The sequence below is a fragment of the Prevotella communis genome (assembly GCF_022024175.1).
Classification (GTDB): Bacteria; Bacteroidota; Bacteroidia; order Bacteroidales; family Bacteroidaceae; genus Prevotella; species Prevotella communis.
Genome location: NZ_CP091794.1, coordinates 396,055 through 418,581 on the forward strand (window position 1 = coordinate 396,055; position 22,527 = coordinate 418,581).

Below are 22,527 nucleotides of genomic sequence, written 5' to 3' on the forward strand. Positions count from 1 at the left end.
CATTCAGGGAGGGGGCGGGGGTGGGTCTTTACTTTTTCTGTTGTTGTCCGTTCTGCTGCCTGTTGTTTCTTGGACGCGGCATGAAGGGGTTCTGTGCCTGCTGGTCCTGACCGGCACCGTCGCCACCGTCGATACTGAAGTCAACCAGTACGTCGGTACCTTCGGCGATGCCACTGACAATCTCGGTCAGCAGGCCATTGGTGGTACCCACTTCCACCTTATGGGCCTTGAACACATCACCTTCCTTGGTCCATACCTTGAAGTCGCCCTCGCAATCCTCCACCTTCTGCTGTTCGGTGAGCAGGGCCTCGTTGGGCGTGAAGCGCAGTGCCTTTGAGGGAACGGCCATCACATCATTCTTCTCCATGGTGTAGATGGTGACATTGGCGGTGAGACCTGGCTTCAGTTTGAGATCATTGTTGGGAGCCGAGATAACTACCTCGTAGGTCACCACATTACTCTCTGTGGTGGCCTGCTGGCGCACCTGTGTGACCTGTCCCTCGAAATGGTCATCGGGGAAGGCATCCACGGTGAAGGTGACACGCTGTCCCTCCTTCACGCCACCGATGTCGGCCTCGTCGATATCAGCAATCACGCGCATATCGGTCAGGTCCTGTGCAATGGTGAAGAGCTCAGGGGTGTTGAAAGAAGCAGCCACGGTCTGTCCCTCTTCCACGGCTTTCGACAGTACCACACCGTCGATAGGACTGGTGATGGTGGCATAGCCCAGGTTGGTCTGTGCCTTCTGCACACTCTCGCGGGAGGTGTTCACCTGTTCCTTGGCCTTGAGGTACGACAGTTTGGCTGTCTCATATTCATCGGCGCTCACCAGCCCCTTGTTGAACAGCGTCTGGTAGCGGTTGAAATTCGTCTGCTCGTAGTTCAGCGTGCTCTGTGCCGACGACAGGTTGGCCTGTGCCGTCTTCAGTTCACTGGTCAGGTTGGTCTTGTCCAGTTCGGCGATGACCTGACCCTTCTTCACCACGGAGTTGTAGTCAACATAGAGCTTGGATACGATACCGCTGACCTGTGTACCTACGGTGACGGAGGTAACGGGTTCGATGGTACCTGTTGCAGTGATGGAACTCTTGATACTGGTACGTTCCACCTTTGCCGTCTCGAAAGAGACGGTGTTCTCTTTCTTGCCGCCCGACAGGAGGTAGGCGGCGACAGCCACGACAGCCACAACGGCAATGACGATGGCCCAAGTTTTTTTGTTATTCATATCTTGTCTTATTTTTATTTCGTGATATCGGGGGTGGGTCTTCCTTCACTATAGAAACGCAGCAACTGCTGGTTCAGGATGGTCTGGTACTTGGACTGCAGACGGTTCTGCTGGGCCGACAGCAGCTTGTCCTTGCCATTCATCAGTTCGATGATATTGGTGAGACCCAGGTTGAACTTCTCTGCCAGCAGGTCATAGCTCTGCTGTTCACTCTCTACCGTGGTCTGGGCCGCACGGAAACGCTGTTGGTTGGTATTGGCATCCAGCCAGTAGCCTTCGATGGTCTGGTAGAGCGTCTTCTGCTGATCCTGCAGGTCCAGCTGTGCCTGCTGGCGCTGGATCTTGGCCTTGTTCACCGAGGTACGTGTCTGACGACCGTCGAACAGGGGAACGCTCAGGGTCAGTCCGGCCTGCGTACTGAAGTTGGTCTTCATCTGATTGCTCCATCCGTTGGACGACAGGGAGTTGGTGCTGGTAGAGAAACTGCCCGACAGGCTGAGGCTGGGCAGCCAGCCGGCCTTGGCAATCTTCACGTTGAGGTCGCTGCTCTCGATGGCCAGTTTGGAACTCTCTATCTCCGGACGGCTCAGCAGCGCCTGCTGGTATACGTTCTGCAGGGCGGGAATCTCGGCCAGGGCCTGGTCGTCGGTCGTCTGCGGGATGACCACGTCGAACTCCTCCTCACCGGTCAGCTCCAACAGTTGTTTCAGTTGCAGCTTGTAGTTGGCCATCTGTGCCTGTGCATCCACCACATTATATTCGTCGGAGGCACGCTGGGCGGTCAACTGTGCCAGGTCGGCCTTTGACATCTTGCCAACCTCAACCATCTCCTTGCCGCGCTCCTCGTTCTTCTGACTGGTCTCCAGACTGGCCTTGCTCACCTTGATGCTCTCGTCGAGATAGAGGATCTGTACGTAGAGCTGGGCAATGCGCTCCTGGATACTGTTGGCTGTCTCGGCCACCTGCAGTTCAGCCTGCTGGCCCGACAGTTTGTTGAGCTTCACATTGTTGGTGTTCTTGTTGCCGTTCCATACGGTCCACTGGGCATTGACGCCATAGGAGCCGTTCAGGTAGGTCTTGTCCACCTTGGTGTTGACCATACCGTTGGTCACCGTGGTGCTTCCCGTGTCCTGCCAGGGACGGTAGCCCAGGCTCTGGTTAGCCGATGCGCTGACGGTAGGGAGCAGGGCGCCCTTGGAGCCTTTGACATCCTCTACGGCCGACTGCTGACTGAGACGTGCTTTCTGCAGGGTGATATTGTTTTGCATGGCATAGTCAATACATTCCTGCATCGTCCACTGCTTTTGCGCATGGGTGGGTATAAAGGCGAAAAGAAAAAGGGGTATCATCCCTTTCGTTCCAACCTTTATCTTGTTAATAAATTGCTTCATGTTAATGTCTGTCGTTTTGATTACTTTTACATTTTCACGGTGCAAAATTAGAAACAATTTCCGATATAATGAAATAATATAGGCAGAATTTGTCTATTTATAGAATTTTTATGCCTTTTTGTCGGGGAAATGTGCGGTTTTTAATTTTTTTATGGCATAAAAAAAGGGTCACCGCTGTGACCCAACCTTTGTTAACCTTAAATCTAATACTATGAAAAACACGATGCAAAATTATACCTTTTTGCTTTCAGATACAAACTTTTTTGGCGATTTTTCTTTCAATCTGCAATATAATTGATTTATATCAATGTAAAATGCCTCTTAAAGCGTGTTCATATTACAATTACGCATCGCTGTACTTTTTTATTACAGTTCAGATATACTTCCAACGCCATTGTCGCTGAGCTTCTTCACGCCAGGGTTTCCGGCAAACTTGAAGGAGCCTACACCGTTGACCGTGGCTTTCAGTGTGTCGGTGGCGTGACAATTGATGCTGCCCACACCATTGACTTCTCCCTGCACACGGCGTGCCTTCAGGTTCCTGGCGTCAATGCTGCCCACGCCGGAACAGTCCAGTCTGACCCATGCGGCCTGGCCGCTCATCGTGATGCCGCCCACGCCCGAGCACTCTACGGCCAGCTTGTTGATACTGAGATTGCGGAGCTTCATGGCACCTACGCCCGAGTTCTCGACAGACAGGGACCTGGTTGTCAGACTGTCGATGATGATGGTTGCCAGACCTTCATTCTCCAAAGAACGCAGTTCGGGGGTGTAGATGGTGATCTTCACATCGTCTGTATCTAGGGCGCCACTGTGCATGATGTCGCCATTCAGTTCGTGACCGTCCACGCTGAACTTGTAGAATTCGATGTAGTTGTCAGGAGCCGATATCACCACACGGTAGTCATCACCCTTGCCCTGCACGATCTTCACATTGCCCATCAGGTCGAGGTCCACCTCATTGAAGGGCTCCATCTGGTACTCCTCCTTGACGATATTGCCACTTGGCTTCACCTTATCGATGTTGAAGCTGACACACGACGATAAAAACAGCATCGTGGAAATGAATCCACATACAATCATTTTTTCCATACTTACTTTTTCTTTTTTAGTTCTACATTTTATCCGTTAGACGTAAATAGTCGGGGAAATGTTGCAACGATACCTATTTTTTTCGTACCTTTGTATGCGTTATGGAACAACAGAACCAATACGTAAAGCAATTTCCCGAACTGATGAAGGGGAAAACAGTGATGTATCTCCACGGATTCGGCAGTAGCGGACAGAGCGGTACGGTGACGCGCCTGCGCACCATCCTGCCCAATGCCAACGTCATAGCACCCGACCTGCCCATCCATCCTGAAGAGGCGCAGGCCCTGTTGCGCGAGCTTTGTGAGAAGGAACAGCCGGACCTGATCCTGGGTACCTCGATGGGTGGTATGTATACCGAACAGCTCTACGGCTATGACCGTATCTGCATGAATCCCGCCCTGTGCCTGGCCGATACCATGCAGCAGCACGGGATGACGGGGACGCAGACTTTCCAGAACCCGCGCCTGGACGGCGTGCAGCAGTTCTATGTGGACAAGGCCCTGGTGAAGGAGTACCGGCAGGTGAGCGAACGGCGTTTCTCGGGACTGGAAGGCCTGGGCGACGAGGAGCTGGAGAAGGAGAGAAACCGCGTCTATGGCCTCTTTGGCGACAAGGACGATTTGGTGGATACGTTTGATATGTTTCGTGAGCGCTACCCCAAGGCGGCCCATTTCCATGGGGAGCACAGGATGGACGACCGTTCGTTCATGCATGCCGTGGTGCCCGTGATACGCTGGATCGACGACCGGCAGGAGAACCGTCAGCGTCCTATTATATATATAGGTATAGAGACGCTGGTGGATGCCTACAATAAGCCCAATAGCAGCAGTCAGAAGGCGGTGCGCCTGCTGATAGAGAACTATCAGGTGTATTTCGTGTGTGAGGATGAATACCCAGCGGAAAAGCGCTGGGGACAGTGGCTGGAGGAGTATGTCAACGTGCCGGCATGGCGCCATACCATCTATACGCACCGTCGTGACCTGCTCTATGGCGACTACCTGATCAGCAAGAAAAAAGAGGGCGACACGATGGCCACCCTCCTGGAATATGGTTCTGATACCTTCAAGACATGGGAAGATATCATTGAGTATTTCTCACGACTCGGCGGACAGTAGCAGCCTATGCCGGCTCTTCCGTCCCTTCCTGAGGCAGTAGTACGACGCCCGTCTGCTTCTTGCCGTCCATCATCACCTTGAGCGGACGCTCGAAGCGCACATGGCGCACATGTTCAGTCTCCTCGACGGCAGGCATGCTGTCGAGGATTTCTTTTTGCAGCACACCATCGCCCGTATAGGTGTTGATGGTGAAGTAGCCCACGCCAAACGAGGTGAGGTTCTGGAAGAAGTGGGTGCCCTGCGAGGGATCCACGTGATAGTTCTTCAGGCCGGCCTCCACGATGACGCGTGCGCCCGAGATATGCGGCCATTTCACGGGGATGCCCAGCCAGTAGTCGCTGGAGCCCCAGCGGCCCGGACCGATGAGGATATAGTTCTTGTCCTCGTTGAGGAACTTGCGGTTGATACGTTCTATCTCGTCGGCAATCATCGGGTTGTTGGCTGCCGTGAAGTTCTCGTCGGTCTTCACATATACCACGTCGGTCACATCCTCGGAGATACCATGGCCCAACGAGTTGTGTGAGCGCAACAGGCACTGTTCGTCGGGAATCTGCTGCAGGTCCTCATCGAGCACCTGCTTGGAGTCTACGATAGGACGTATCTGCAGGAGGTAGAACTCGCCCGTGCGGTCGTCATTGAGGTTGCAGGCAAACTCGATCTCCACAGGACGGCGCATCTCCTCGGCACCGAGCTTCTGCGACATCTGGAGGAGTTCGGGAAGGGGGAAGACACCCTGCTGCAGCACACCACAGAAAGAGATGATCTTGCGGCCACCTTCGTAGATGCCGTCGCGGATGACCTGGTCCATGGGGTCGTAGGTAGAGGCGATAAAGGTGAGCGAGCCGTCGGCATCGGCCTGACGCACACGCAGGTTCTTGATGTTGAAGCCGTCGTCCACCTTGAAGTCGTCGCCCACATGACTCATGTCCAGCGCATAGAAACGGGTCTGGGTGTCGCGCAGCGCCGTCTCCATCTCACTGGTCTGCAGCACCTGGTTCGGGTGGTAGGGACTGACGCGCAGGGTCTGTCCGCCGTCCACGATGTACTTGCCAAGACCCAGTGCCAGTGAGGCGATACCCTCCTCGGCCGTCTCGTCGCCAATGGGGTAGTAGTTGAGTGAGCGCAGCACACCCGAGAACGTGGGGTAGTAGAGGTCGCCATAGCGGTGGCCCACCACCTCCTGGAGTATCACTGCCATCTTCTCCTGGTCGATGACATTCTGCGTGGCGGTCATGTAGGCCTTGGAGTCGCGGTAATAGACCGAGGCATAGACGCTCTTGATGGCACAGGCCAGCATGCGCAGCATCTCGTATTTGTCGTCGAGCCAGGGTATCATATACGTAGAGTAGATACCTGCGAAGGGCTGGTAGTGGGAGTCCTCCAGCAAGGACGATGAACGGATGGCGATAGGTGTCTTAATGGCGTCGAAGAAGATGAAGAAGTCCTCTATGAGGTCATCGGGCAGCTGTGCCTTGAGGAAGTGCTGGAGGATGACCTCGTCGGGCGCATCGCTCAGCGCGATGGACCACAGGTTGTTGTCGTCCATGAAGCGGTCGAAGAAGTCGGTACAGAGCACCACCGTTTTGGGAATCTGCACGGTAGCATTGCCAAACTGGTTTAGTTCGGGATGGCGCTTGATGATATTGTCAAGGAAAGCCAGGCCGCGGCCCTTACCGCCCAGCGAACCCTCACCGATGCGGGCAAAGTGGGCATAGCGGTCGAACTTCAGTCGGTCGAACACGGCCACCACACCGATATTCTTCATACGTCGGTACTGTACGATGGCATCGAAGATAATCTGACGGTGGGCATCCACATCCTGCAGCTTGTGCCACGTGACCTGCTTCAGGAACTGTGATACAGGGAAAATGGCGCGGGCGCAGAGCCAGCGGCTCATGTGGTTGCGGCGGATATGGTGCATCAGTGAGTCGTGCGGTATCTTGAAGATATTATCCTGCAGCTCCTTCAGTGTCTTGACACGAGCCACCTCCTCGTGGGTCTCTGGGTCACGGAACACGAAATCGCCAAATCCCAGGTGCTCTTCAATCATCTTGCGCAAGTCCACATTGAATTTCTTTGAGTTCTTGTCCAGGAAGTCAAATCCCTCTGCCCAGGCCTTCTCACGATTCTCCACCTCACTGCTCTCTAATATAAGAGGTACGTACTCGTCGTGCTGACGGATGGTACGCAGCAGTTTCAGTCCGGCCTCAGGATCACCCTCCTCCACATGGCTCAGGCGACCGATGGGGGTCTGCATGGGGAAGCGCGTGTCACTGATCACGCCCAGGGTGTTCTCTGCATACTTCTCGTAGATCTGCAAGGCCTCCTCGTAGTTGGTGGCGAGCACCACCTTCGGGCGGCCGCGCTTACGCTGTGCGGCAGCATGGGGGTTGAGGGCCTCCGTAGAGAAGTTCTTTGACTGCTGCAGGATATAATTATATAGGTTGGGCAGCACGCTGGAGTAGAAACGGATATTATCCTCTACCAGCAGGATCATCTGCACGCCTGCCTCCTCGATATCATGTTCGATATTCATCTTATCCTCAATCAGTTTGATGATGGAGAGGATGAGGTTGGTATTGCCCAGCCAGCAGAACACATAGTCGAAGATGGTCATATCCTCGTTCTGCATGCGCTTGGTGATACCATGACTGAAAGGCGTCAGTACCACGCAGGGCACCGAAGGCTGGATGGCTTTCACCTCGCGTGCCACGGTAAAGGCATCGTTATCGGCAGTACCCGGCATACAGATGACCAGGTCGATGCTGGTCTCGTCGAGCACATGGCGTGCCTCCTCGATGGTACTCACCTGTGTGAAGATAGGCGGGAAACGCATGCCCAGTTCGGTATACTCATCAAAGATCTTCTCGTCTACGCGTCCGTCGTCCTCCAACATAAAGGCATCATAGGGGTTGGCCACGATGAGCACGTTGAAGATGCGGCGGGTCATCAGGTTCACAAACGAGACATCTTTCAGATAAAAGGTATTGAATTCCTGTGGTACATTTGCCATATGCTCTTTGCAATTTTAGGTTTGCGAGTGCAAAGGTACGTTTTTTTTAGTGAAAAGTGGGTTTTGAAAAGTGAAAAGTGTTATTTTTTGTTCTTTTTCCTTGGTTGTAAATTATTTTATTCTTAAATTTGCGGTGTTATAAAAACCATCTGATTAACTTTAAAATTTAAAAAAACTATGGAAGTTGAGAAAATAATGCAAGCTTTGGAGCGCAAGCATCCGGGCGAGTTAGAGTACCTTCAGGCTGTTCGTGAAGTACTGGAGTCCATCAAGGACGTGTACAACCAGCATCCTGAATTTGAAAAGGCAAAAATAGTAGAGCGCATCGTGGAACCCGAGCGTATCACCACGTTCCGTGTGCCCTGGGTTGATGACAAGGGTGAGGTACAGGTGAATATCGGTTACCGCGTGCAGTTCAATAGCGCTATCGGCCCGTATAAGGGCGGTCTGCGTTTCCATCCGTCGGTAAACCTGTCTATCCTGAAGTTCCTGGGCTTCGAACAGACCTTTAAGAATGCACTGACAACGCTGCCTATGGGCGGTGGCAAGGGCGGTTCTGATTTCGCACCCCGTGGAAAGAGTGATGCAGAGATTATGCGTTTCTGTCAGGCATTCATGACAGAGCTGTTCAAGGTCATCGGTCCTGACATGGACGTACCTGCCGGTGATATCGGCGTGGGTGGCCGTGAGATTGGCTATCTGTTTGGTATGTACAAGAAACTCACGTCACAGTTCCATGGTGCCACACTGACCGGCAAGGGATTGGAGTGGGGCGGCAGTATCCTGCGTCCCGAGGCTACCGGTTATGGCGCTCTCTATTTCGTACACCATATGCTGGAGACCCACAACCTGGATATCAAGGGAAAGACAGTGGCCCTCTCCGGCTTCGGAAATGTGGCATGGGGCGCAGCCAAGAAGGCTACCGAACTGGGAGCAAAGGTCATCACCATCAGTGGTCCCGACGGTTATATCCTGGATGAGGCCGGCCTGGATGCCGAGAAGATTGACTATATGCTGGAGCTGCGTGCCAGTGGCAATGATATCTGTGCTCCCTATGCAGAGGAGTTCCCCGAGGCGAAGTTCTTCGAGGGCAAGAAACCCTGGGAGGCCAAGGCCGATATCTATCTGCCCTGTGCTACACAGAACGAGCTCAACGGTGAGGATGCCGACCGTATCCTGGCCAACAAGCCTCTGTGCGTAGCTGAGGTGTCGAATATGGGTTGTACTGCCGAGGCTGTGAATAAGTTCATTGCCGCAGGCCAGCTCTTCGCACCCGGCAAGGCAGTGAATGCCGGCGGTGTGGCTACCTCAGGTCTGGAGATGACACAGAACTCTATGCGTATCTCCTGGACTGGCGAGGAGGTTGACCAGAAGCTCCATCAGATTATGCAGGGTATCCATGAGCAGTGCCTGAAATACGGCAAGGAGCCTTCTGGCTATGTGAATTATGTGAAGGGCGCTAACGTGGCTGGCTTCATGAAGGTAGCCAAGGCCATGCTCGCCCAGGGAATTGTATGAGTATAAGAAAAAAGATATTATTATTCATGCTAACAGTAAGCCTTACCGTTCTGGGCCAGATCCAGGTCGGTAAGGCTTCATATTATTCTAAGAGAGCTACGGGACGCATGACTGCCAGTGGTGACCGGTTGCATCATGATAGTCTGACATGTGCCCATCGCTCCTATCCCTTCGGCACACTGTTGCAGGTTACCAATCCCTCCAACGGAAGAATGATTGTGGTGAGGGTCAACGACCGCGGTCCTTTTGTCCGCGGACGTATCGTGGACCTGTCGTGGGCTGCTGCCAAGGTACTGGGCATCCTCTCAACAGGTGTGGCCAACGTGATTATTGAACCGTTGGAACATTTCCATATTCCCATGAAGAGAGACCGTGACAATATCCTCCCGAGGGTCTATGAGGCTGTAGAGACAGAGGAATTCCCCTGGAAACCTATTCACGGACATTCTTTGCCGTAGGCACCGTGAACTGGCGTGTCTGTGAGGTGACCTCCTTGCCTCCCTGTGCTACACCCACACGTACCATAATCTCCCCATCTTTCAGTCGCTTGTCGGCCAGTATGGTTGCCGTATAGCGCACGCCCTGACGCGGACCGATACTCTCAATCTTCAGGTTGGGCGAGATATTGATATGCTTGTTGCCCGTCACGTCCTCCACGAACGGACAGACGTCGTAGACGGTATTGTCGGACGTGTTGTGGATCTCGAACACCACCGAACACTCCTCGCCGCGTGTCAGTACGCCGTCGTGCTGTGTCTCGGTAATCATGGCATGGCGGATCTCCAGCATAGATATCTCATCGTCCATATAGATGATATCGTCGGCAGGCTGCTGACGGCGCTGGGGTATGCGCTCCTCGTATTTCCGTTCCTGCGCCTTGTCTATGGCCGATCCGATGGCTGCACCGGCCGCGATGCCGCCCACGGTACCGATGATGGCACCCGTGTGGTGTCCGCGCCAGCCACCTGTCAGTCCGCCGATGGCAGAGCCAATGACGTGTCCGAACTCACCGCCCATGTGGGCTCCCACGGCGGTATTCGATGTGCAGCTGCTCACCAGCAGGAGCACGCCTAAAATGAAAATCACTCCTTTCTTCATATCTTTCACGCTTTTGGTTTACGTCTTATCTGCAAAACGATGAGTGCCACGACACAGAGCAGTATCAGTGTCAGGGCTACATAAGCCAGGGTCTCTGTGGTGTCCAGTGACTTGGGGAAGAAGCTGAGCACCACCTCATGATGGCCGGCGGTGACAGGCATGGCACGCAATACGTAGTTGACGCGTCCCAGTTCCACTTCCTCACCATCCACGGTGGCAGTCCATCCCGGATAGTATATCTCAGAGAATACCAGCACGCCACCCTTCTTGCTCTCAACGCTATAGGTCAGCTGGTTGGGCTCGTAGGCTGTCAGTTCCACTGTTGAGGTGGAATCCTGTGGCACGGCCTCGCCCAGTACCTGCTGGAACTGCTTGTCGGCCACGGCCTCATGTCTCAGGTCTGTCTGTCCCAGGGCATCCAGTTCCTGGTTGGCATTGTCCACATACTTCACCTTGTCCACGAACCAGGCATTGCCATAGGCATAGGGGTTCTGTACCTCGATGTTCTGCTGTGCCAGGAGGAAATACTTGGTGTTGAGCATATTGAGCACATTCCAGATGCTGTCACCGTTGACCTGTGTCAGGTCACCATAGAACGACTGGATGGACTCCTTCACGGCATTGGTCTGACTGGAGATATAGTGCTCTATCAGTTCCTGGTAGCGGCGCAGTTTGGCGGCATGGTATCCGCCCACGCTCTTATGGTAATACGATGTCTCGTTCTCATTGAACACGTTCGGAGCCAGGTTTAGCACGCGGTAATAGAGCGTAGGATCATCCATGATACGCTGGTCGGCCTCTGTGAGCGGACGAATCTGCTGACGCTCCACCTTTTTCATGAACTGCTTCTTGTCGTTGGGGTTCAGATAGCGGCGGTTTACCTGCCACAGGTCAACCAGGCAGATAACCAGCAGCAGTGCAGCCATCATCCATGTCTTCAGTTTCTTCGCACGGTAGAGCAGCAGTACCAGTGTGCCCAGCACGATGATGAAGAATGAACGCCAGCAGTCGGCTGTGAACACGGCCTGACGGGCCTCACTCAGAGCCTCCAGCAGGGCGTCGGCATCAGCCGGCGGTGGGAGTATCTGATGGAAGATGTTGGCCTCTGCATCCGTGTAGAAGTCGAAGAACATGGTGGGAGCCACGGCAAACAGCAGGGCGATACCACCTGTCAGGGCAAAGGCGATGAGGATCTGGGGATTGAGGTTGCGAGGTTTGATGTCTGATGTCTGAGGCTTCTCAGAGATAACCAACTCCTTCAGTGCCAGCATGGCCATCAGCGGGATGGTGAACTCGGCAATGACCAGTATGGACTCCACGGCACGGAACTTCGCATACATGGGCATGTAGTCGATGAACAGGTCGGTAAGTCCCATGAAGTTCTTACCCCATGCCAGCATGATACTCAGGAGTGTGGCTGCCAGCAGGCCCCATGTCAGTGGGTTGCGATAGCAGATCAGCAGGCACAGCACTGCCAGCATCAGCACAAAGGCACCTACGTAGACGGGACCCATGGTGCCGTTGGCACCCTCTTCCAGGTTCTCTTCCCAGTACTGGGTGAAGTAGAGCCCCTGCTGACTCAGGTAGTCGAATACCTGTGAGGCCTTCATCACCTGTCCGTTGCCTACGTTGACCGACATATCCTTGATGGCTTTCTTGGCGGCGTCGTCCTCAAAGAGCAGGTGCATGGAAGTACCGCCCTTGGTATTGGGTACCAGCAGTGTCCATGTCTCGCCGATGCCGTAGCTGTAGTCAGTGATATATGAGCGCTCCAGACCACTGTCGGTCTGGTTGCTGGTGTTCTTCTTGACCAGTTCGCTCTTGCCGCGCATGGTCTCCTTGGAGTACTGCCATGTGTGGTAGAGGTTGGAGGCGTTGACCATCACGCCCAGCAGTCCGCCAACGATACAGACGCCCAGCGCCTTGCCGATGTGTGCGTACTCCTTTTTCATCACGGCATCCACGATGAATGCCAGTACCATCAGGAGGATGACGAACAAGTAGTAGTATGTCATCTGTACGTGGTTGGCATGTATCTCAAGGGCGCCAAAGAGGGCGGTAACCAACAGTCCCCAGAGGTATTTCTTCCTGAAGGCCAGGACGATACCGCCAATCATAGGCGGCAGATAGGCCAGCGCCATCACCTTCCACAGGTGTCCGGCAGCGATGATAATCAGAAAATAGGTGCTGAAGGCCCAGAGCACGGAGCCCAGTGCGGCCAGCTGCTGACGGAAATCGAAGGCACGCAGCAGGATGTAGAAGCCCAACAGGTACACGAACAGGTACCACACATTATCGGGCAGCCACAGATGGTAGGCATTCTCCACCTTCGACAGCAGGTCGGTACTGTCGTATGAGGGTGATATCTGATAGGTAGGCATACCGGAGAACAGTGAGTTTGTCCAACGTGTACGCTCACCCGTCTTCTGATAATACTGGGAAGCCTCCTCGCCCATACCCATTCCGGCTGATACGTCGCCCTGACTTAACACACGGTCTTGTACGTCAGCGGGATAGAAATAGGCAAAAGCCAATACAGCAAAGAATACCACTGCCAGCACATCGGGCAGCCACTGCTTAATCAATTTCATTTTTATATTACTTACTAGTTTTAAATTTCTGGCCGCAAAATTACGATTTTTTTCTTAAAGTGCAACACGATTCTGCAAAAAAGGCCGTGTAACAGGCCCTGCAGGTGCTTATTCCTCCATCTCCTCGTCCAGACGGTTGCCCCACAGGTATTTCCTGGTCTCACGGGCGGCAACGCCACTGAGCAGGATCAGGGCTACGAGGTTGGGTATCGTCATGAGCGCATTCATGCAGTCGGCAATGTTCCAGATGATGTCCAGGCTGATGATGGAACCGAAGAATAGTGCCACGATATACAGGATGCGATAGAAACGGTTGGTGCGTCGTGCCTCAATATAGTTGACGGCACACTCGCCATAATAGCTCCAGCCCAGGATGGTGCTGAAGGCAAAGGTGAGGATGCCGAATGTCAGCAGCGGTGCACCTACATAGGGTATCTTGGAGAAGGCTACCTTGGTCAGTGCTGCGCCATCGGAATAGCTGATGTCAGGATAGGCCAGGATGCTGCTGACGAGTACCAGGCCTGTGAGGGCACAGATGACAACAGTGTCCCAGAAGGTGCCTGTGCTCGACACCAAAGCCTGGCGTACGGGGTTGCGGGTCTGTGCCGCTGCAGCCACAATAGGGGCCGATCCCATACCGCTCTCGTTGGAGAATAGACCGCGGGCAATACCATAGCGTGCCGCCATCATCACCGTGGCTCCTACAAAACCGCCACCGGCTGCTGAGGGGTTGAAGGCCGACTGTACGATGAGTTCTATGGCTGGCCATACATAACTGCTGTTCATGATGAGAATGACGATACAGCCAATGACATACAGGGCTGCCATGAAGGGTACGAATACCGTGCATACACGGGCTATGGCCTTCACACCGCCAAGGATGACGGATGCCGTGAGGATGCAGATGAAAAGGCCGACGCCCCAGGTGGGGATGGCAAATGTCTCACTGGCCAGCAACGCGATGGAGTTGGCCTGTACCGTACAACCGATACCAAACGAGGCCAGTGCCGTGAAGATGGCGAAGAGGATGGCGAGCCATTTCATGTTCAGCCCGCGCTCCAGGGCATACATCGGACCGCCGTAGGTATGACCGTCGCTTCCCTTTACGCGGTATTTCACGGCCAGCAGTCCTTCGGCGTATTTGGTGGACATGCCAAAGATACCTGTGAGCCAGCACCACAGTACGGCACCGGGGCCGCCCAGGGCTACTGCGGTAGCCACACCGACGATATTTCCCGTTCCGATGGTGGCTGCCAGGGCCGTGGCCAGGGCACCGAACTGACTGACATCGCCTTTGGCTCCCGGGTCTTTCCTGACCGAGAGACGGATGCCTGTGAGTAGCTTACGCTGGGGGATGCCCAGACGGAAAGTCAGGAAGACATGCGTGCCCAGAAGGAGAATCACCATGGGCCAGCCCCAAAGCAGGGAACTGAGAAACGAGAAGAAGTCATTAATTGGTTCCATTCCGTCATGATTTAGTTTCAACGTGCAAAATTACACCATTTTCTTCATATTCCCAAAAATAAATCGTACCTTTGCAGTCAGACAAATAAAACTACGGATATGAAAATAGGAATCATTGTGGCAATGGACAAGGAGCTGAAACAGCTTCAGGAAGTCTTTAGGAATAGTGATGTGCTGGTACAGAAATGTGGTATCGGCAAGGTGAATGCGGCACTGGGGGCCCAGCGTATGATCAATGAGTTTCATCCTGACTGCATTATCTCCAGCGGCTGTGCTGGCGGTAATGGTGACGATGTCAATGTTCAGGATATCATCATCAGTAAGGAACTCTGTTATCATGATGTCTACTGTGGAAAGGCTATTGACGATACAACCGTCTATGGACAGGTGCAGGGACTTCCCGCACGCTATCAGGCCGACCCGGAACTGCTGCGTAAGGCACTCTGCATTCAGACATCAGGCATCAAGCTTCATCAGGGACTGATTGTCACTGGCGACTGGTTTGTGGACTCCAAGGAGAAGATGCGCGAGATTATTGGTCATTTCCCAGAGGCGAAGGCGGTTGACATGGAATCATGTGCCATTGCACAGACCTGTTATATTAATAAGGTGCCGTTTATCTCGTTCCGCGTGATCAGCGACATCCCCCTGCGCGACACCGATGCCTCACAGTATCATAATTTCTGGGATACCGTGGCAGAGCACTCGTTCCAGACAACCCGCGCCTTTGTGGAAAGTCTGTAGGGGAAGCATCAGAACACACAAAAAGACTTTAGGTTTTCGCCTAAAGCCTTTTTTTATGGTGTGATAAGATGTTTAGTTGTATTTCAGAATCTGACCAGGACGGAGTGTTACCGTCTTCTTGATGCGATTCAGGTTACACAGGGCCGAAACAGTGGTGTGGTGCTTGCGGGCAATGGCTGAGAGGGTCTCGCCGCTCTTCACCTTGTGGTAGCGTACATTGCTGCTGCTAGCCTGTGACCTGCTGGTGGGAACCTCAGCGTAGTTCAGCCCGTCACCACCACGATAGACGCCACCTGTACCGCGCAGACGGGTTGCCTCTGCTGACTCACGGTTGTAGGTAGAGCGGTTGAAGGTCCATGTATCGCCTACGACGTCCTGGTTCTTGAAGTCGAACATCACGGCAGGGTTCAGGGCAACACCACAGAGACGGGTCTCGAAGTGCAGGTGTGAACCGGTGCTGCGGCCAGTGTTACCACCGAGGGCGATAGGATCGCCGGCGCGAACTTCCTGGTTCTCGCTTACAAGCCATGCAGACAGGTGACCGTAGATGGTCTCCAGTCCGTTGTTGTGACGGATGACGATATACTTACCATAACCCTTGCGGGCTCCTTCGTTCCTGACGATACGTACTTTACCACTGAAGGCCGCACGGATGGTATCACCAATATAAACCTTGATGTCGAGGCCTTTGTGCTGACGGCCCCAGCGGGCACCAAAGTTTGAGGTTACCAGGCGGCTGGTGGTGGGCATGCAGAAATCACGTAGGTTGACAGTAAAAGAGTCGGGCAATGACGTAGCCTTGTGAGCATAGATATTGTCCCAGTCTTCATATAATTCGGCGGCAGGTGATTCCCATACCTCGTTTGTAATCAGTTGTTGTAGCATCAATGAGTCTACGACTTTCATCTTGCGGTCAATAGGTGCTTGGTTGGCCAGAAGATCCTGACCAGCAGCAGGCAACACGGCAAGTGAAGCAATAGCCATGACGGCAAATTTTTTCAATCTCTTTAATGACATATGCATTGGTTAGTCAATAATTCGATTGCAAAGATAATAAATAATTATGAGAAATAATTGTAAAATGTGCAATTATTTGTGGTCTTTTAACATAAACCTTATGAAATGGCGGCCCAATTAACATTTGTCTTGCGTAATTGGCGCAATCTGTTCCAAAGCATCTGATATTTAGGCGATTGGCATTGTGGGTCCTCGTCAATAATCTTCTGTGCTTCGTCACGGGCTAATTGCACAAGCTGGCCGTCGCGTGCAATATTGGCTATCTTCAGGTCGAAGGCCATACCACTTTGCTGTGTGCCTTCCAGGTCGCCGGGACCACGCAGTTTCAGGTCGGCCTCGGCAATACGGAAACCATCGTTGGTCTCGCACATGATGTCGATGCGCTTGCGGGTATCCTCGGACAGCTTGAAGGGTGTTACCAGGATACAGAACGACTGGTCGGCACCACGGCCTACGCGTCCGCGCAGCTGGTGGAGCTGTGAAAGACCGAAGCGCTGGGCTTCCAGAATCACCATGACGGAGGCGTTGGGCACGTTGACGCCCACCTCGATGACGGTGGTGGCTACGAGAATCTGTGTTTCGCCAGAGACAAACTTCTGCATCTCCTCTTCCTTCTCCTTGGCCTTCATCTTGCCGTGTACCTTACTGAGACGGAAATCAGGGAAGGCCTCGCGCAGGGTCTCAAAGCCCTGTTCCAGGTTCTTCAGGTCAATCTTCTCGCTCTCCTCGATGAGGGGGAATACGATATAAACCTGCCGGCCCTCGTGAATCTGCCGGCGGATACCGTCATAGAGCGACGTCATGCGATTGTCGAAGACGTGGGAGGTGCGGATGGGCTTTCTGCCTGGTGGCAACTCATCGATGATGCTCACGTCAAGGTCGCCATACAGGGTCATGGCCAGTGTACGCGGAATGGGCGTGGCTGTCATCACAAGGACGTGGGGGATGGTGTTGCCTTCTGTCTTTGCCCATAATTTGGCTCGCTGTGCCACACCGAAACGGTGCTGCTCGTCAATGACCACAGTACCCAGTTGTGCGAATTGCACAGTGTCCTCGATGACGGCGTGTGTGCCAATCAATATATGCACATCACCGGAGCGGAGTCCGTCGAGAATCTCCTGACGCTTCTTGCCCTTCACGATGCCAGTGAGCAGTTCTACGCGGATAGGCATGCCTTTCAGGAACTCACGAACGCTCTGCAGGTGTTGCTCTGCCAGGATTTCCGTAGGTGCCATCATACAGGCCTGATAACCATTGTCCAGGGCAATGAGCATGGTCATCAGGGCCACCAGTGTCTTTCCGCTACCCACGTCGCCTTGCAGCAAACGGTTCATCTGACGGCCTGTGCACATATCCTTGCGGATCTCGTGCATCACCCTTTTCTGTGCTCCTGTCAAGGCGAAGGGCAGGTTCTTCTGGTAGAAGTCGTTGAACAGAGGACCGATGCGATTGAACACAAAACCACGGTATTTGCGTCGCTGGTCGCTGGCATACCTTAGTATATTCAGTTGTACGAAGAAGAGTTCTTCGAACTTCAGACGCACACGTGCCCGCTCCAGGTCTTTCGTGTCTTGCGGATAATGCAGGTTGCGCAAGGCCTGGTCGCGACTCATCAGATGGAGTGGGGCGGTGATGAAATTAGGGATGGTCTCTGGTAACGGGTCTTTCAAAACGCCGACCAGCGTCTTCGTGAGTTTCTCGACAGCACGGGAGTTCATGCCCGCCTTCTTCATCTTCTCCGTCGTGTTGTAATAGGGCTGCATGCCCATGGCGGAGAGCTCCACCTTCTCAGCCAGGTCGATATCAGGATGTTGCACCTGGATGCGATTGTTGAAGACGCCTGGCCGTCCGAACACCAGGTATTTAGTGCCTATCTTGTAATTCTGCCTGGCATACTTACCTCCATTGAACCAGACCAGGTCCATGATGCCTGTGCCATCAGAGAAATGGGCCACCACGCGTTCCTTGCGAGGCCCCATCTCAAAGGTCTCGAAACTGAGGATGCGACCTACGACCTGCACGAATGGCATGTCGCCAGTTAGTTCGTGAACTGTATAGACCTTCGAGCGGTCCACATACTTATATGGATAATACTCGAGCAGGTCGCCATAGGTCTCGATGCCCAACTCCTTGCTGAGCATCTTCTTGCGGTTGGGACCTACCCCAGGCAAATACATGATATCCTGATCGAGTATATTCATCTATAATAGTGTCTCTGCTATTTTAAGGTCGAAAGGTGTGGTGATTTTGATATTCTCACGATTGCCCTCTACCATTGTTACCTCATGTCCGTAGGCTTCTACGACAGATGCGTCGTCAGTAAAGTTATCGGAATAAGGCTGTTTGTTGGCTGCCTTGAGCAACTGGATGTCAAAGCACTGGGGCGTCTGTACCAAGCAGTAATCGCTACGCAGTACGTTTTTCTGTGTGGGGATATGGCGTAAGGTCTCGACAACAGGTGTTACGGGGATGACTGCCTGCATGGTGCGTGCCGTCTCGTAACAGTGGCGGATCACGTCAACCGATACAAACGGACGCACACCATCGTGTACGCCGACAACGCCTTCTGCGTCGTCGGGAATCAGAGAAAGGCCGTTTTGCACTGAGTGAAAGCGCGTTTCTCCACCGGCAGCAAGCTGTATCTCCAGTTTGAAGTCATATTCCTCGCAAAGTTGTTGCCAATAGGCCTGTTGGGCTTTTGGCAGCACAAGAATCATCTGCAAATCCTTGGAGTATTCGTGAAAACGCTCCAGGGTCCGCATCAATACGGGTTTTCCGCCAATAGGCAGGAACTGCTTGGGGATGTCGCCCCCCATACGCAGGCCTTTGCCGCCTGCCACGATGATGATATAGTCCATTATGCCATCAAGTGCTTAAAACGCATGCCTTCTGCAATCTGGTCGCTGACTTCCTTGCTGACGAGTTGTGAGAGCAGTTCGTAGGCAAAGGGGAATGCAGCTGCAGGACCTTCTGCAGTAGTGATGTTGCCATCAACGGTGACGAGGTCGGCGGTATAGTCGGCTTTTGCCAACAGTTGCTCGAAACCAGGATAGCACGTGGCACGTTTGCCATCGAGTATGCCCAGCTGTGCCAATACCACAGCAGGAGCGGCACAGATGGCTGCAACCTTCTTGCCAGCCTTGGCCTGGGCGAGAACAGCCTGGCGCACACCCTCGTGCCCATAGAGGTTGGAAGCACCCGGCATACCACCTGGCAGGAACAGCAGGTCAGCATCGCTGAAGTCGCAATCCTCTATCATGGCATCAGCCACAATCTGTACGTTGTGGGCAGTCTCAACCACCTGTGAGTCACCAGTGATACTGACTGTAATCACCTCTACGCCACCACGACGCAACACGTCAACGGGTATCAACGCCTCCACATCCTCGAAGCCGTTGGCAAGAAAAACATAAACTTTTGCCATATTTTGAAATTAAATTTGTACTTTTGCACGCAAAGATACAAAAACTTTGCGAAATGCAAAAGAAAAAGGAGAAATATGTCAACTAAGACCCTTACATTTGCTCTCTTTGGCAACCTCTATCAGCGTGAGAAATCTGCTGCCATACAAGAGGTGCTGGCTTGTTTGAAAGTGCATGGCGCACGTGTCGTCATTGATGAGGAATACTATCACTTCATCAATGAGATGTGTAATGTGCATCGTATCCTGGATGCTGAGAAAGACCGTTTTACCACCTTTGTGGGTGATGATTTCGAGGCTGACTTCGCCATTTCGATGGGTGGCGACGGTACGTTCCTGAAGACGGCGTGCAGGGTTGGGGCCAAACATATTCCTATCCTGGGTGTCAATATGGGACGCCTGGGCTTCCTGGCTGATATCACGCCTGATGATATCGAGTCTTGTCTGCAAGCCTTGCATGATGATGACTATGCCGTGGAGAGTCGTGCCGTGATTCAGGTCCAGGCCGACGGACAGCCCCTGAACGAGTGCTCGTATGCACTGAATGACGTGGCTATCCTGAAACGGGATACTGCCGCTATGATATCTATCCGTACCAGTATCAATGGCGAGTATCTCACAACGTATCAGGCCGACGGACTGATTGTCTCTACGCCAACAGGTTCTACGGCTTATTCCTTGTCTAACGGCGGTCCTGTCATCGTACCTGGTACTGGCGTGCTTGTGATGACGGCTGTTGCACCGCATTCCCTGAATATCCGTCCTGTCGTTATTCCTGACAATGCAGTGATAACCCTTGACGTGGAGAGCCGCAGTCACTCTTTCCTGGTGGCTACCGACGGACGTTCGGAGAAATGTGGCGAAGGCACCTGTATCACATTACGTCGTGCACCTTATAATATACAGGTGGTGAAGCGCAGTAGTACACGCTATTTCTCTACACTGAGGGAAAAGCTAATGTGGGGGGCGGATGTTCGCTAAACTGAAACGTCTTTTCGAGATTCCTGATAATCACTTTACTGCAAAGGAGATATTCCGGTGGTTATGGAGGGTGCTGCAGGGTAATCGCCTGCAGGCAGTCCTCAATGCGACTATCGGACTGCTTGGCGTTGGCCTGGGACTGTCGTCTGTCTGGGCGATGCAGCGTGCCATCGATATTGCATCAGGGGCACTTGACGGGTCGCTCTATGTTGCGGTAGGGGTGATGGCTGCCCTCATCCTGGGTGAGTTTGCTGTGGGCATCTCACGTGTATGGGTGAGGAATATCCTTGGTGTAAAAGCACAGAACCGTATGCAGCAGCGTGTCCTGGCACGGTTGCTCCGATCTGAGTGGCGAGGACGCGAGGCGATGCATAGTGGTGATATCATCAACCGTTTGGAACAGGATGTGAAGACGGTGGTCACTTTCCTCACAGAGACGCTCCCTTCTACGCTTAGTACGTTGGCCATGTTTGTGGGTGCTTTCGTCTATCTGTTTCAGATGGATACGTGGCTAGCCATCACGACAGTGGCTATTCTGCCAGTCTTTATTCTTGTGAGTCGAGTCTATATAGCCTATATGCGCCGATATAACAGGAAAGTGCGTGATACAGACAGTCTGATTCAGAGTCTGCTCACAGAGACCATGCAACATCGTATGCTGGTAAAGACGATGGAGGCCGACGAACAGATGCTCGGCAGGTTGGATAACACCCAACAGACCTTACGACAGTGGGTACGTAAACGCACGGCCTTCTCTGTGGCCAGCAACTTCTTTCTGAACTTGGGTTTTTCTATTGGATTCCTGGTGGCTTTCCTTTGGGGCGCTCTCCGTTTGTATGCTGGCACACTGACCTTTGGCGGCATGACGGCTTTCCTGCAACTGGTAAACCGTATTCAAGGACCTGCCCGTGACCTGGCAAAACTGGTGCCTGCCTTCGTGAGTGTCTTTACTGCTGCTGAGCGCCTGATGGAGTTGGAGGATATTCCAGAGGAACAGCAGGGTGAGTCCTGCATGTTGCCGGCTCCTTGTGGCATTCGATTCGAACAAGTCACTTTCAATTATGGTGCTCCAGGTCAGCAGCCTGCACTTAGGGACTTTTCTGTTGACTTCAAACCTGGCACCTGTACTGCAGTGATGGGTGAGACGGGTACTGGCAAAACGACGCTCATTCGTTTGCTTCTGGCATTGGTAAAGCCGCAACATGGAGAAATAAAGATTTATAGCGGAAATGGTGATGGGAAGGCGGAAGCAAATTCTTGCGTCCCTTCGGTAGCAAGCGACCTGAGGTCGAGCGTTTCACTCTTCACTCTTCACTCTTCACTTACCCCCCTTCATCGTTGTAACTTTGTCTATGTGCCTCAAGGCAATACATTGCTTAGTGGAACGTTGCGAGAGAACTTGCAGTTGGGAAATCCACAGGCTTCAGACGAGCAGATGATGGATGCGTTGCAGATGGCCTGCGCTGGCTTTGTAGAGGAACTTCCTGATGGTCTTGATACCCGTTTCTCCGAGCAGGGTGGGGGACTCAGTGAGGGACAGGCCCAGCGCATCGCTATTGCGCGTGCCTTGCTCCGTCCAGGTAGTGTCATGTTGCTCGATGAGGCTACAAGTGCGCTGGATGCTGAGACTGAAAAGAAGGTGCTGGAAAACATTCTCAGCGACCATCGGCGCACCGTTATCTTCGTGACGCATCGTACCGCCGTTATTGATTATTGCGACCAGGTTATCACCATAGGCTCATAATAATTAATAAGGTGGAATTGTTAAAGTTTTGTTAATCACGTAAAATAATCAGCCAAATATTTGGTTGGTATCATAAAAACATCTACTTTTGCAGTGTACTATTCAACTGGTAC

17 protein-coding genes are annotated in these 22,527 nt (G+C 53.0%); 6 read left to right on the top strand and 11 right to left on the bottom strand.

What is annotated here, in order from left to right:
* Positions 1-28: 28 nt before the first annotated feature.
* From L6466_RS01510 to L6466_RS01520, 3 genes are all read right to left on the bottom strand, one after another.
* Complete coding sequence (locus L6466_RS01510; protein WP_091813798.1) at positions 29-1,225, bottom strand: efflux RND transporter periplasmic adaptor subunit; 1,197 nt, start codon at positions 1,223-1,225, stop codon at positions 29-31.
* Between the two features lie 14 nt (positions 1,226-1,239).
* Positions 1,240-2,616, bottom strand: a complete 1,377-nt coding sequence (locus L6466_RS01515; protein ID WP_091814227.1) for a TolC family protein — start codon at positions 2,614-2,616, stop codon at positions 1,240-1,242.
* 366 nt (positions 2,617-2,982) lie between these two features.
* Positions 2,983-3,708: a head GIN domain-containing protein gene (locus L6466_RS01520; RefSeq protein ID WP_091813801.1), complete on the bottom strand. Its 726-nt coding sequence runs from the start codon at positions 3,706-3,708 to the stop codon at positions 2,983-2,985.
* Positions 3,709-3,809: 101 nt separating this feature from the next.
* On the opposite strand from L6466_RS01520, the gene L6466_RS01525 reads away from it, so the two are divergent.
* A complete protein-coding gene (locus tag L6466_RS01525; protein ID WP_237802294.1) occupies positions 3,810-4,823 on the top strand; it encodes a YqiA/YcfP family alpha/beta fold hydrolase in 1,014 nt (337 codons plus the stop codon).
* A 4-nt stretch (positions 4,824-4,827) separates the two neighbouring features.
* On the opposite strand, the gene L6466_RS01530 is transcribed toward L6466_RS01525, so the two are convergent.
* Positions 4,828-7,836, bottom strand: coding sequence for a PEP/pyruvate-binding domain-containing protein (locus L6466_RS01530; protein WP_091813808.1), 3,009 nt, complete (start codon positions 7,834-7,836; stop codon positions 4,828-4,830).
* A gap of 177 nt (positions 7,837-8,013) precedes the next feature.
* Between L6466_RS01530 and gdhA the strand changes: the two genes are divergently transcribed.
* Together gdhA and L6466_RS01540 are read left to right on the top strand one after the other, a co-directional pair.
* Positions 8,014-9,354: an NADP-specific glutamate dehydrogenase gene (gene gdhA, locus L6466_RS01535; protein ID WP_091852518.1), complete on the top strand. Its 1,341-nt coding sequence runs from the start codon at positions 8,014-8,016 to the stop codon at positions 9,352-9,354.
* A gap of 26 nt (positions 9,355-9,380) precedes the next feature.
* On the top strand, positions 9,381-9,812 hold the full coding sequence (locus L6466_RS01540) for a septal ring lytic transglycosylase RlpA family protein (RefSeq protein WP_371836491.1): 432 nt from the start codon (positions 9,381-9,383) through the stop codon (positions 9,810-9,812).
* Here L6466_RS01540 and L6466_RS01545 read toward each other — a convergent pair.
* From L6466_RS01545 to L6466_RS01555, 3 genes are all read right to left on the bottom strand, one after another.
* Positions 9,787-10,452 carry a YMGG-like glycine zipper-containing protein gene (locus L6466_RS01545; RefSeq protein WP_237802293.1) on the bottom strand — a complete coding sequence of 222 codons (666 nt, stop codon included), beginning with the start codon at positions 10,450-10,452 and terminating at the stop codon, positions 9,787-9,789. The genes L6466_RS01540 and L6466_RS01545 overlap by 26 nt on opposite strands.
* A 5-nt stretch (positions 10,453-10,457) precedes the next feature.
* A complete protein-coding gene (locus L6466_RS01550) occupies positions 10,458-13,043 on the bottom strand; it encodes a YfhO family protein (RefSeq protein ID WP_237793578.1) in 2,586 nt (861 codons plus the stop codon).
* Positions 13,044-13,151: 108 nt separating this feature from the next.
* Entirely contained in the window at positions 13,152-14,507 is a 1,356-nt protein-coding gene (locus L6466_RS01555) for an alanine/glycine:cation symporter family protein (RefSeq protein ID WP_237802292.1), read from the bottom strand.
* 99 nt (positions 14,508-14,606) lie between these two features.
* Between L6466_RS01555 and mtnN the strand changes: the two genes are divergently transcribed.
* A complete protein-coding gene (mtnN, locus tag L6466_RS01560; protein WP_237793577.1) occupies positions 14,607-15,251 on the top strand; it encodes a 5'-methylthioadenosine/S-adenosylhomocysteine nucleosidase in 645 nt (214 codons plus the stop codon).
* A 72-nt stretch (positions 15,252-15,323) separates the two neighbouring features.
* Here mtnN and L6466_RS01565 read toward each other — a convergent pair whose 3' ends face one another.
* The 4 genes from L6466_RS01565 to L6466_RS01580 all read right to left on the bottom strand — a co-directional run bounded on the left by L6466_RS01565 (position 15,324) and on the right by L6466_RS01580 (position 19,692).
* Positions 15,324-16,268, bottom strand: a complete 945-nt coding sequence (locus L6466_RS01565) for a M23 family metallopeptidase (RefSeq protein WP_091814230.1) — start codon at positions 16,266-16,268, stop codon at positions 15,324-15,326.
* A 98-nt stretch (positions 16,269-16,366) separates the two neighbouring features.
* Positions 16,367-18,469: an ATP-dependent DNA helicase RecG gene (gene recG / locus L6466_RS01570; protein WP_237802291.1), complete on the bottom strand. Its 2,103-nt coding sequence runs from the start codon at positions 18,467-18,469 to the stop codon at positions 16,367-16,369.
* The gene (locus tag L6466_RS01575; RefSeq protein WP_237802290.1) at positions 18,470-19,126 is read right to left on the bottom strand and encodes a 2-C-methyl-D-erythritol 4-phosphate cytidylyltransferase; all 657 of its coding nucleotides are present in this window, start codon (positions 19,124-19,126) and stop codon (positions 18,470-18,472) included.
* Positions 19,126-19,692, bottom strand: coding sequence for a DJ-1 family glyoxalase III (locus tag L6466_RS01580; protein ID WP_237802289.1), 567 nt, complete (start codon positions 19,690-19,692; stop codon positions 19,126-19,128). Before L6466_RS01580 ends, L6466_RS01575 begins: the two co-directional genes overlap by 1 nt.
* Before the next feature lie 75 nt (positions 19,693-19,767).
* Between L6466_RS01580 and L6466_RS01585 the strand changes: the two genes are divergently transcribed.
* Together L6466_RS01585 and L6466_RS01590 are read left to right on the top strand one after the other, a co-directional pair.
* Positions 19,768-20,670 carry an NAD kinase gene (locus L6466_RS01585; RefSeq protein WP_237793572.1) on the top strand — a complete coding sequence of 301 codons (903 nt, stop codon included), beginning with the start codon at positions 19,768-19,770 and terminating at the stop codon, positions 20,668-20,670.
* Positions 20,660-22,414 carry an ABC transporter ATP-binding protein gene (locus L6466_RS01590; RefSeq protein ID WP_237802288.1) on the top strand — a complete coding sequence of 585 codons (1,755 nt, stop codon included), beginning with the start codon at positions 20,660-20,662 and terminating at the stop codon, positions 22,412-22,414. Before L6466_RS01585 ends, L6466_RS01590 begins: the two co-directional genes overlap by 11 nt.
* Positions 22,415-22,527 lie beyond the last annotated feature (113 nt).